8 protein-coding genes and 1 pseudogene are annotated in these 12,621 nt (G+C 35.2%); 2 read left to right on the forward strand and 7 right to left on the reverse strand.

All coding sequences use genetic code 11. The features are described from left to right. Positions 1 to 39: 39 nt before the first annotated feature. The 5 genes and pseudogenes from GTK57_RS13040 to GTK57_RS13060 all read right to left on the reverse strand — a co-directional run bounded on the left by GTK57_RS13040 (position 40) and on the right by GTK57_RS13060 (position 5,507). A complete protein-coding gene (locus GTK57_RS13040) occupies positions 40 to 990 on the reverse strand; it encodes a TniB family NTP-binding protein (protein WP_163123958.1) in 951 nt (316 codons plus the stop codon). 1,312 nt (positions 991 to 2,302) lie between these two features. Next, positions 2,303 to 2,896 (reverse strand): annotated as a pseudogene (locus GTK57_RS14745) (transposase); the annotation flags it as partial. After that, positions 2,893 to 3,603 (reverse strand): TnsA endonuclease N-terminal domain-containing protein, encoded by a 711-nt coding sequence (locus GTK57_RS14835; RefSeq protein WP_330221025.1) that lies wholly within the window; start codon positions 3,601 to 3,603, stop codon positions 2,893 to 2,895. The gene GTK57_RS14835 and the pseudogene GTK57_RS14745, both read right to left, overlap by 4 nt. Positions 3,604 to 3,831: 228 nt before the next feature. After that, positions 3,832 to 4,011 (reverse strand): DNA-binding protein, encoded by a 180-nt coding sequence (locus GTK57_RS13055; protein WP_004911030.1) that lies wholly within the window; start codon positions 4,009 to 4,011, stop codon positions 3,832 to 3,834. 467 nt (positions 4,012 to 4,478) lie between these two features. Further along, complete coding sequence (locus GTK57_RS13060; RefSeq protein ID WP_163123964.1) at positions 4,479 to 5,507, reverse strand: IS701-like element ISAba11 family transposase; 1,029 nt, start codon at positions 5,505 to 5,507, stop codon at positions 4,479 to 4,481. A 454-nt stretch (positions 5,508 to 5,961) separates the two neighbouring features. Here GTK57_RS13060 and GTK57_RS13065 point away from each other — a divergent pair, with 454 nt between their 5' ends. After that, positions 5,962 to 7,287 carry an ISNCY family transposase gene (locus tag GTK57_RS13065; protein WP_171522146.1) on the forward strand — a complete coding sequence of 442 codons (1,326 nt, stop codon included), beginning with the start codon at positions 5,962 to 5,964 and terminating at the stop codon, positions 7,285 to 7,287. A 146-nt stretch (positions 7,288 to 7,433) separates the two neighbouring features. Then, the gene (locus tag GTK57_RS13070; protein ID WP_163123966.1) at positions 7,434 to 8,768 is read left to right on the forward strand and encodes an ISNCY family transposase; all 1,335 of its coding nucleotides are present in this window, start codon (positions 7,434 to 7,436) and stop codon (positions 8,766 to 8,768) included. Between the two features lie 271 nt (positions 8,769 to 9,039). Here the strand turns inward: GTK57_RS13070 and GTK57_RS13075 are convergent, their stop codons facing one another. Then, positions 9,040 to 9,642, reverse strand: coding sequence for a biliverdin-producing heme oxygenase (locus tag GTK57_RS13075; RefSeq protein ID WP_163123969.1), 603 nt, complete (start codon positions 9,640 to 9,642; stop codon positions 9,040 to 9,042). A gap of 61 nt (positions 9,643 to 9,703) precedes the next feature. Beyond that, positions 9,704 to 12,583, reverse strand: a complete 2,880-nt coding sequence (locus GTK57_RS13080; RefSeq protein ID WP_163123972.1) for a TonB-dependent receptor domain-containing protein — start codon at positions 12,581 to 12,583, stop codon at positions 9,704 to 9,706. Positions 12,584 to 12,621 lie beyond the last annotated feature (38 nt).

The following is a 12,621-nucleotide window of genomic DNA, read 5'->3' on the forward strand; positions in this document are numbered from 1 at the left end:
CTCTACTTAATGAAAGTATGATTACACATATAATCAGAGCTAAGAGTTTCTTATTTTCGAAGAAATACTAGTCATATCTAGACGAAATGGATTTGATTTAGTTTTACTTACATAGGAAGTAATACCGTCATCCCATGCTTTAATAAACTCTTCAATCGTTATTATATATTTATCTTTTTTCATGACTTGGAAAAGACAATTTTCTAAAAGAAGCATTAGGTAGGCATGGTGACCATTTGTAGCTATATAAATCTGTAAAGCTAATAGTTGACTTGTTAAAGAAGGTTCAAATTTAATATGTAAATATTTTTCTATATTTAATGAAATCTGATGAAGGAAAGCATGTAATGTCCCTGGTTCATCTATTTTTGTAACTCTAAGCTGATTCAGCTTAAAGGTTTGTGAGAATCTTCGTGCAAGCTGACTGTCAATCTTCAATAACGACTCAAACTCAGGTAGACCTACTAGGCAAAAGCAAATACCAGTTTCATTTACCAAGGTTTTTATCCAGTTGCATACCACTGTATTCATTCGTTTAGTCGAAGTTTGAAGATCAAACAAATGATGAAATTCATCAATAAATATCAGCCTTGTTTCACATACTTTTAACAGTGCTACAAGTTTGTGATTCATCTGCGCTGTGCTTCCTGAAAAAGGAGCAGGATCATGCAAAGCATTTAACATACAACTTGCAACAGATTTTACAGTAGCTGGTGAGGGTACTTCTATATAAAACACAGGGACTATGGACTTCTTAAATCCCTCCTCAGTCCGATAAGTAGGGGGATGCTTTTTCACAATAGTTTGGCAGAGAGTTGTTTTTCCTAAGCCACCTTTTGCTAATAGCAAACAACCAAATGGCTGCGCGTATGTTTTATTTTTTTCTGCACAAAGTAAAATCCCTTTATAAGCTGTATTAAATTCAGATGAAACTACAACTAGTTGCATGATTTTATTAATTTTATCTAAAATAATTTGATCACTATTCATTATCAAACTCCCAAGTCAAAAAATCTGAATAGTTATCTTTTTTATCAGATAAACTATCTAAAACTAAGTCTTTGGCTTGTGATGACATCAGCGGTAAAGTACTGAAACAATCTTTTTTTTGTTCATCTAGATTAAATTCTATTGGATCCTCCAAAAGAACTTTTAAATGATTTGGCAGCTCAATCTTAAGTTGTTTCGCTTTTTTATTTAGCTTAACATCTGATTGAATACGCTGATGTAAAGCCCATCGTGCAAAATCTGTTATATGTTCACCTAATTTTTCTTTATCTGCTTTTGATATTTTCTTTTTTTCTTCGAGAACTAATTCATGTTCATACAATGTCAATCCTCTTGTATAGGTTGGATCAGTTGAATCAGCTCGAATATAATTACTACTATCTAATGGATCTTGAAAATAAATATATTCTAGATTTGATTCATCTACCATAAGGAAAACTTCAAGTATCCCCTGAGCTGACAATGTTGCGAGTACATGAGATTTATAAGTTAAATACAGAAATTTAACCTGACCATGATTTATATTTCTTTTAAAAGTTTTCCGTGTAAGGACATCAATCTGATATTTTGAGAGCAAAATAGGAGGGCTTATTTTAACCGCATCTTTCCATGCAAGTATGGGTGCTCGACTTATACTTGAATGTATACTTTTATGATAAATTTCGTCGATCCATTCGGTTAGATAGGATCTTAAATTGGCTAAAGTAATGCTAGCATTTTTTTTTGGATCATAATCAGCTTTTTCTCGAGGATTTGAGAATGTAGTACCCTTTATTTTCTGAATCAGATTATGAGTTATTGTCCCAAAAAAACGTTCAATTTTAGCTTTATCATCTGGGGTTCTATTTTGAGCTGGCTGAATCGTAATACCTAATTCACAGCATATTTTGCTCATTGTATTGTTTTTAAATTCCACACCATTATCAGGGATAATCAAACTGGGAATACCACCAGGAAGACCCTGATGTGGTCTGTCTAACATATCTTTAATGGTTGCAAGAGTACTTGAAGCATTAACTGGTAACATACTTAGATACCATCCAACAATACAACGAGTAAAGATATCAATAGCGCACGTTAGAAAAGGACGCCCCATAACTTCTTTTGACTCTTCATCGATAATAAATATGTCTAAATAATGAGTGTCAATTTCGACTATTGCCATTACAAATTGGCTTTCTTTTTTTATTCCAGCAGCTTTAAATGTTGTATTTGCAATTCTTGTACCTTTTTTTGCTCGTAGTACGAGGTAAGGATCCAACTGCTTAATTCTTCGTTGGATAGTACGTAATGATGGACATTGATTAACATTTATATCTTGCTCAAGCATTTTTGCTTTGATAAATGAAACAACATCAATGCTACTTCGACGTTCTTTCGGTTCTAAATAGCACTCTTTAATTGCAAGAGTTATAATTTGTTCAATTTCAATATTGAAGCGAAGGAATTTATTTCCCGGCTTGATTTTATTTAAAACATAGAGATCCTTGTCATTATCTAAATACAGTTTTATCCACCTCATGACTGAACGGGGTGAGGGAGGAGAATGGTCCTTTATTCGTCTTGAAACATCGATAATTGTCTTATAAACATTAGAATGTGAATAGGGATGACTAACTGAATTTAACACGGTTTTAATGTATTCTTGTTTTCTCAATAGATCTCTAGTTTTTTCCTTACTTAATACTGAGTCAGATAAATCTCCATTTAATTTGATCTCACCTGAATGATATTTTTCAGTAAATTTTTCGATACTAATTGAGTAGATTTTTCCCCCAGTGATTGCTGAGTAACGTACCATCCCTTGACTTGTCCAACTAACTTCAAAGGAGGTTCCAGTTAGTAAAAATCTTAACCCTATCTTTGGAATTAACAAATGTGAGTTCATAGTAGCCCCCGAGATCTAACTGCTTCTACTAGAGCTGGGATGTAAACTGGCATAGGAATATATTTATAAAATATTAAGTAATATGCTATATCAACAGGCAAACTATTGTTTTCAAGTATTTTTTGTATTTCTGTGAATAGTAATTGACCATGAGTAGGAATGACTTTTATTGCTTTATCTATCAGCTGATCTGTCCACGATTGTATTCCTAAGCGTTGATAAAAATATAATAATGCAGTTTGGTTAAATCCCAACACAACATCATTTTTATCGACTACCTTATATTGTATGTTATGGTAATTTATTATTTTTTTAATTCGATGGTGTTTCTTAGCTTTTTTTTCTGTCAAATTATGTTTATCTGGTTTTACTTCATGGACTTCAACACGGCCATCAGAGTATTTAACTAAAAAGTCAGGATAATTTGATTCACTTTGACTTAATTGGATTTTTAATGCTTGTGTCCGATAGGAAACAACAGAAAGATCTCTCTCTAATTCAATTGCATATGCTAATTCCAAATTACTTTCAACAGGTATCATTCCAGCATTTTTCTTACTAGGAAATAATGATGTACGTTTACCTACGCTACCTTGATGAATTTTCCTGATGCCGCGCAAGACACCTGCAATATCAGAGCCACGCTTAAAAGCAAGTTCGATCTGCTCATGAAAATTTGAGTTTGGATCATCTTTATATTTTTTCATTTTGAGTATCTTCCTTAACAAACTCGCTAAAAATAAAACAGCAGGGCTGCTATTCAGAAACGAGCCTGTTTATTCACTTTGTAAAAAACAAAATGTTGGGCTTGACGAATTACCCAATACAGAAGATACTTAAATTACTGTGTTTCAGTGCTTCTGTATTGGAATCAAACGACTTATGTTTGCCGACATAAGTCGTTTTCTTTTATAGAAACCTATAAGAATAAATTTCTATTGCTTTATACCTAACTTCACAGCGATCAGATGGCTTTTTCCTCTTTGCGGAATGCGTGTGTGATTTAATATTTGGTAGACCAATGGAGCAGGAAAATTATTTTCCCTTGACCATTCCGCAATTGATATACCAGAACTATTAAATTCTTCTTTTACTTGCTGGATACTTTTTATCATCTCGAAAGCTCCTAAATTTTTTATAAAAATATAGTAATTTTATAAAAACTACAATTTTCTATATTTCTTGTTTAAGACCAAAATTTTCCATAAAAATCAAAAAATAGAGTAATAATTACACATAAGATTTTGTTTTTATTAACTAAATATGAATTATTAAAAGTCAAAGGCCTTTAATATCTTGTCTAAAATATCTTAAGAGTTTAAGAGCTAAGTTTAATTTTTTTTAAATAGTTATTATTAACTTATAACTAAGGTTTTAAGCAGAATTAATTTTCTAATATTTTTATATACTTAATAAAGATAGAGGGATTTAAATATATTTTTATTAAACCCCAACGATACTTTTAACGCTTCATGAATATATTTTAAAAAGCCTAGGAAAAGGGACAAAAGTATTTTAAGACATTGAAATATTTTATTACATTTTCCTAAAATATTTTTTATAAATTAGGACTTACGCACTATCATTTATAGATTCTCTGTGGTAGCAGATGATTTTTATCGAGAATAAAGTCATCAATGAAGTTTTTGATAATTGGTCTAAATAATTTCTTCTGCCAACGATATATATTTTCAAAGATCCGCTCAAACTGGTTCTTTTGTATCTCAACGTAGGCCATCAAGGCTGAAAAAATATGATTCAAAATCAGTTTAGATCGTCTTACTTGAAACTTTTCAATATGACAAACCTGTTTAATCACCCGGTGATATTGCTCTATTTTCCAATGACTTGAATGTAATTCATGAAAACCTTCAAAGGACAATAAATCATCTTCATCTTGATGCACAATATAAAACCTCTGCTGTTCTTTTAACTGAGTCTTAAATAATTGTACAAAGCCAAAATCTTTGAGCCAGACCACTTGACCCTGATGGAAATCTGGCAATAAGCGCAGTTGAAACCATTGTCCTTTTTCTGGGGAAACCTTACGGTTACAGTCGATACCAAACATAAATCGAATACCATATTTTCTTATGGTTTTTAGATTTCCAGTCGATGAATACCAACTATCACCTGTAATAAATTGAATCTTTGCACCCCAACTGAGTACTTCACTTAACATATCCATAAAGTAATCATTCTTGGTTTTACTTTCAGATTTGTCATAAATTCGGAAATTAATTGGAATATTTTGACCATTTTGATCTGTCGCATACAAGGTAATGAGATTAATACCCTTGACGGAACGGTGGTGTTTGCCTGACCAAAAATAGCTAACTAAGTCCATATGCTGACTATACGGTTTATCTAAAACAGTATCATCAATACTGACTATAAGTTTATTATTATCAATATGTTGAATTGCTTCCTGATATAGGTCGTGAGGTGTGTAGTCTTCACGCTCTAGAAAGCGATTTACACTATCATGCGAGATATTATAAGTCTCGGCAAGTTGTGTGCAGCTAATAGAGTTCGGTTCTGTCATGAGAAAGCCCATATAAATGGGTAGAGTACAAGTTGCTGTAGAAGCATTTTTAATTCGTCTGATCACAGATACTTTATAAAGTATTTTAATACTTTTTTGAATCCGTCAATGCGTAAGTCCTATAAATATGAAATATTCAGGAGTTTTTTTAATAAAACAGTAGCCAAGTAGTATTTTATTAGAGCTAAAAGAATTGCTAGGAGCCTTCTTAGGTGAGACGTTATGGAATATAGGAGAAAAGTTGAGTCTAAGAGTCAGACCAATAAATTTATGTATGTTACGTGTAATATACATTTGAATGACATAACATCTGTCGCAAATGACAACTTATCTGTCGCGTGACGAGCAGTAGGTATATGAAGCTATTTTCCAGTATATTTTATTTAACATAATATACATTATACGAAATAAATCTGTAAGTCCCAAATAGAAATGTCCGGTTTCTCCAAAGTAGAAATGTCCGCTTTTAGAATACTCAACTAGAGATTTTCTTAGCGGACGATTTAATATGTTGGTGTCTATGTCGGATAAAGAACTTAAACGATTGTCAGTCTTACAAGAAGTCTGTGATCGACGCATAACGCAATCTAAAGCTTCAGAGCTTTTACAACTCTCAGAACGCCAGATCCGGCGCTTAATTCAAGCCTATAAAGCTCACGGTCCCGCAGCATTGGCTCATGCCGGTCGTGGTCAATCGAGTAATTCTAAGCGATCAGAAGAACTAAGATTACACTGCCTGACTATCATTGCAGAACAACTCTATGGTTTCGGGCCGACCCTAGCACATGAAAAGCTTAGCACTGTACATGGGTTGGATATTTCAGTGGAAACGCTACGTTGCTGGATGATTGCAGCTGGCTTATGGATTCCACGCTCCAAACGCATGAAACGCCCATATCAACCCCGCTATAACCGTGATTGCTTGGGTGAACTCATTCAAATCGATGGCTCATATCATGACTGGTTTGAAGGAAGAGCCGCTAAATGCTGTTTACTGGTTTATATTGATGATGCGACCAGTAAATTACAGCACTTACGTTTCTGTGAAACAGAATCAACCTTTGATTATATGCTTTCGACACGCTGCTATATCGAACAACATGGCAAGCCTTTGGCTTTTTATAGTGATAAACATTCAGTATTTAGAGTGAATCAGAGCAGTAAACAAGAAACTAAAATAACGCAGTTTGGACGTGTGCTGAGTAGATTGAATATTGATATTATCTTTGCCAACTCCCCACAGGCCAAGGGTCGTGTAGAACGCGCCAATAGAACCCTTCAGGATCGTCTGATTAAAGAGATGCGCCTAGAAGGTATCAATAGCATTGCAGAGGCGAACGCCTGGTTGCCCTGCTTTATTGAGCAATTTAATCGTAAGTTTGCCAAAGTGGCATCGAATCCCAAAGACCTACATCGCTGCAGCACTGAAACCCCTCAGGAATTAGATAGTATTTTTACTTGGCGGGAACCACGTAAAGTCAGTAAAAGCCTCACCATTACCTACGATAAGTGCATTTATATTTTAGAAAATATTGAACAAAACCATACTTTGATGGGTAAATATATTGAGTTCTTAGAATATCCAGATGGTACGGTTGGCATTGAGTATCAAGCAAGAAAGATCAATTACAGCATCTTTGATAAATTAAGTCAGCTGAATCAGCGAGAAGTAGTTGAGAACAAGCGTTTAGGGTCTGTCTTAGCGCATATTCAACAACAGCATGAGGAATTAGAACAACAAAACAAACGTAATCGCTCTCAAAAAATGCCAAGCAGACGTGCACAGAAAACAGTAATTCAACAACGAAATATAAATCCTGCGCTTGACTTAGAAATGTCCTTATAGGACATTTCTATTTGGTTATTAGGTAGGACATTTCTACTTTGGAATAACAAAATCTGTTAAAACCCATTTAAAGTGTCTATATTCTCACCAATAAAAATGTCTGGTTTATGATGGTTTTTATCATCATGGACTGGATATAAATATAGATGCTAATCACTATGTCTAATAAAGAAATTCAACGTCTTGCAGTCCTGCAAGACGTTCGAGATCATCGTATTACCCAAGTCCGTGCTGCTGAAATTCTGAACCTATCAACTCGTCAAATTACCCGACTATTGCAGAAGCTCAATCAAGATGGTGTTTCAGCTATGGCCCATGCTAGTCGTGGTCAAGCTGGTCATCATCGCCATGATGAATTGGTCAAATCAAAATGTCTTTCCATTATTTCTGAACATCTGCTGGGCTTTGGTCCTACCTTAGCGCATGAGAAGCTCAGCAGTATGTTTAACCTGACTATCCCAGTAGAAACGATTCGGCGTTGGATGACGGCTAATGAGCTATGGATTCCACGCTCCAAACGCCTGAAACGTCCATATCAACCGCGCTATAACCGTGATTGTCTCGGTGAGTTGATTCAAATTGATGGCTCATATCATGACTGGTTTGAAGGTCGGGCTGCTAAATGCTGCTTGCTGGTTTATATCGATGATGCGACGGGCAAGCTGTTACATCTGCGCTTCTGTCAGGCTGAAACGACCTTTGACTATATGCTTTCAACCCGAGCCTATATTGAACAATACGGCAAGCCTTTGGCCTTTTATAGCGACAAACATTCAGTATTTAGGGTGAATCAAAGTAGTACACAACAAACGAAGGTGACTCAGTTTGGTCGAATTCTGAATGAGTTAAATATTGATATTATCTTCGCCAACTCCCCACAGGCCAAGGGTCGCGTAGAACGCGCCAATAGAACCCTTCAGGATCGTCTGATTAAAGAGATGCGCCTTGAAGGTATCAATAGCATTGCAGAAGCCAATACATGGCTGCCCTGCTTTATTGAGCAGTTCAATCAGAAGTTTGCCAAGTGTGCGAGAAATCCGAAGAATTTACATCGGCCCTTAACGGAATCTAATCTTGAACTAGATGATATTTTTACCTGGCAAGAACCACGTAAAGTGACGAAGAGCCTAACGATTAGCTATGACAAATGTATTTACCTACTTGAGCCGACAGAATTAAATCAAACGCTCATAGGACAGCACATTGCATTCTTGGAATACCCAGATGGGACTGTGGCCATGATGCATAAGGGAAGAAAGCTTAACTACAGCATCTTCAATAAACTGCTTGGATTACAACAAAATGAAGTGGTGGAGAATAAAAGATTAGGTTCAGTTCTAGCCCATATTCAGCAACAGCATGAAGAACTGGATAAGCAAAACAAACGCTCTAGATCCAAGAAAAGTATGCCGAGTCGTAAAGCTCAGAAAGCCATTATTGAACAAAGAAAGTTAAATCCTGTGCTTGACTCTTGTGGTTAAAAACAGGACATTTTAAATGGTTTATCGCATAGACATTTTAATTGGTGAATAACAAAATCAACCTTAGAATTCTACATACTGAATACTATCGATTGTTCATTATTTTCTGTTGCTTGCACAAATATATCTGTTTAAAGCAAATAAGATGTCCGTGCTCACAGTTCGCATAAGTTGTTGTTTTATTTTCAAACCAATACAACCTATTTAGAATGAAAAAACTAAAGAACACTTCGAATGAAATATTCTTTAGTTTCTTATAACTTGTATCGCTCTATCTAAGTTGCTGAATGTTTTCTAATGCACGACCAAAATGTGCAAATCCTTGTAATGCTCCATCAACAATTTTATTCTGCTGATCTTGAGTAAAATCTGCCTGATCTAATGCTTGTTTAAATCTTTTCCATACACGCATACGACCTTCAGGATATGCAGCTAAATTACTAGCACCGAATGTTTCAGATAAACCTAGTTTACTTTGTGCCTCCTTGAACAAAAATGCAGCACCCAATGTAGAACCTTCAGAAACATAGATCCAACCCAATGCCTGTAAATAATCTACTGATTTTATGGAAGTTAAATCACTTTTACCTTTTGGAATCGCATCTAAATCCTTTAAATCTTTTAGTGCAGCTTCAGAACGGCCACGAATTTCTAAGTCAGGAATAAGCTTTGAAACTTCAGGATATGTATATAGATGTTCAATATCTTTTTGGAAATAGTACTGTGATAAGGTGAATTTTATATAATTTTCTCTACTATCAAAGACTTTTGCTTGAGCCATTAAAACTTCCATTCGATCATGTTCATGCGATGTTTCCGCTTTTAATCGTGCTGAAATTGAACAATCTGTTGCTGTATTTTGTTGATTATTCATTTGTAATCCATCCAATTTTTAAGTGTATATTTCTGTTTTTCGTACAATAAAACGCTAATCTTTAAAATTTCACGGTAAAACCGGTTTTAAATGTACGCCCTGGACTTGGCATAAAGCTTTGCGCTAAAGCATCTAAGTAATAGCGGTTGGTAATGTTCTGCAAAGACGTATTTAAAGTCATATTTTTGTTGAGTTTATAACTAACAAATGCATCTAAAAGCGTTACAGGTTGATATTCAATTTGCGGTGTTGTTGCACCTGTTTGCCACGGTTGATTAATGACTTCTGTAGGCCCAGACATATAGCTCACTCGCCCACCCACTGTTAATTTTTGATCTAAAAAGTGTTGTCCTAAAGTGATATTTGCTGAAAATTTTGGTGGGTTTTGCGTGTTGGTATAAGAACCCATATAACTTCCAGCTGTGCAATTTGGCGTGTTATATGTTTTTTGATATTCCGATGCGGTTAAACGCAAATGTTGTGCAAATTTTGCATCACAGGTTTCAGTTTTCAAATAATAGGTTGCAGATAAGTCTGTAAAGAATCGATTGCTATTGTAGCTAGACTGAAACTCAAGCCCATTGGCTGAATAACTGTCTGCATTGGTCATATACATTGCACCAAATGTTTGTGAGTCATAATAACGCGTAATATAGTTTTTAATTTTCGTATCAAAATATGCAATTTTAAAAGATGCAGAATCATCTTGTGTAATGACATTATCAATACTTGTATTTGCACCAATTTCCCATACCCGTGAACGTTCTGGTTTTAGTCCAATAATAGGTGAAACTTGTTGCGTACCAAAGGTCGTTTCAAAAAGTGAAGGCATACGCAGACCTTCAGTATAGCTTGCATAAAGATTGGTTTGAGGCAAGATTTCATAATTAATACCAAACGCAGGTGCAAAGCCATGATCTTTAGATGACAGCGCTTCTTTATGACTAAAACCAACGACCATATTTGTCGTTTGCTCATCATATACAACAGAACCAACAGCGCCATATTCATTATATGGTGTGCCATCATACGGATTATTTGTATTACTAAAAACAATAGCATTATTTAAACGTGGATCTGTTGCATCGGTATAGTTTCCATTTTCATCTGGGAACCAATACATAGAATCGCCCCACTCACCTTCTTTTTTATAAGCTCTCACTTGCTTTGCTTTCATATTTTTACGAATGGCTTTGTATTCTTTATTTTTATCTTGTGAGCTAAATTTCGAAAATTTTGTACCTGCCCAAATATTCAGTTTATCTACAGGGCTATAATTGAGTTGAGCATTCATGTTAAATGCTGTTCGAGATCCATCTCGCATCACTTTATTCATTTGGATATCTGACTCTGAAATCAGCACATTCTTTTGTGGGCTTATATTTTCATGTTGGAATGAGCTGCCAACACTCAAGCTAAATAAACCCAATTTAGATGGAAAATCAAAACGGTTAGAAATATCTCCTCCTATTCTTTCATTGTCCATTCGCACCCATGAACGATCACTCATATATTCCTGAGAACTTGGAGAAAAGAATGAGCCGTTTAATTGATCGCTTTTGGTTTGATTCCACCATGCATTTGCTTTTAGATGAATAAGATCGTTATTTTCTGGCTCTAAAACATAGCGTGCACTAAGCGTATCCATTTTAATTTCACCTAATGGATACTGATAAATACCTGCTGTACCATTACGGAAAATATCAGATGGCATAATTTCACCATATTTTCCATCAAAACGTCGGTAGCTTAACTCTAGTTCATGTCCTTCTTTAGGTCTTAATGTACCTTTTAAAAGCCAAGATTCAGTTTCAGCCGAAGTATTTAAAACTTCTTCTCCAGCAGCATATGATTGTGCAGTTGAATTTTGTTCAGAGCTTCCATCAAAAATACGGTAACGTTCAAGCCCATGTTTACCTGTAAAATAGTTACCTTGTTTACGTTTGGCATATGCCGCAACAATATCGAGTGTATCGCTTGTCCATGCAAATGCCGCTGTACCTGCTTTGGCACTATTATTTAAAAAATTACCTCGTCCACTATGCGGTATTTCCGTAAGTTCAACACCATCTGCTTTGTTTGTATTTTTATATGCAGGATTGACACTATTATCTAAAAATTCTCCTGTAATACGAACACCAGACTTTTGATCTGCTAATAAGATATCTTTTGCCTTTAAGGTAGACATTGCAACTGTTCCACCAATACCACCTGTAGGAGATGCAGCACCACTTGGACCTTTGGTAATATCAACTTGGCTGATTAAATCTGGATCAAAATAGCTTCGTTGTTGCGTTCCTCCATATCCTCTATAGGTATCTAAGGCTTGTTGAGATCCATCGACCGTCACAGCAATTCGACTTTGTCCCTGAATACCACGAATATTAATATCTACACCACCACCATTACGACTATCCCCAACTTGAACACCTGCAACACCTTTAAATAAATCACCTGCGGAAATATTTCCGTAACGGTCTATTTCTGCTCTAGATATTTGTGTTCCAGACTGAGTCGAAGAATTTGCCTTGGTATGAATGGACGGTAATACAACGTTACTTATATCCTTTTTTCCTGTGCTTAAATCTGTTTGCGGGCGAGCTATTTTAGCGATGACATAACCTTGAGTTGTTTTTTGGATATATAAACCATGCGGAAAAAGTAAGGCTTTAAACCCAGCATCTATACTAAAACTTCCTTTTAAGCCTTTGCTCTGTAAATGTTGAATTTGTATAGGATCAAATGCAAATACAATTCTAGATTGTGCACTAAACAATGAAATTGCCCGATCTAAGGACATTGCAGGAATATTATAGTTATATGTAAGTGTTTCTTTCGCATTGACTGTTTGTGTTATGGCAATACTAGATGTTGCTATAACACCTAAAAATATTGCCTGATGTATTGCAAGTGCCAAAGGACGTGCAAAGAACTGTTTCATTTTCTAGAACCCTATTCGTTATTAACGCAATAGCAGAA

Origin of the sequence: Acinetobacter portensis (assembly GCF_010646905.1) — a bacterium.
Taxonomy (GTDB): Bacteria; Pseudomonadota; Gammaproteobacteria; order Pseudomonadales; family Moraxellaceae; genus Acinetobacter; species Acinetobacter portensis.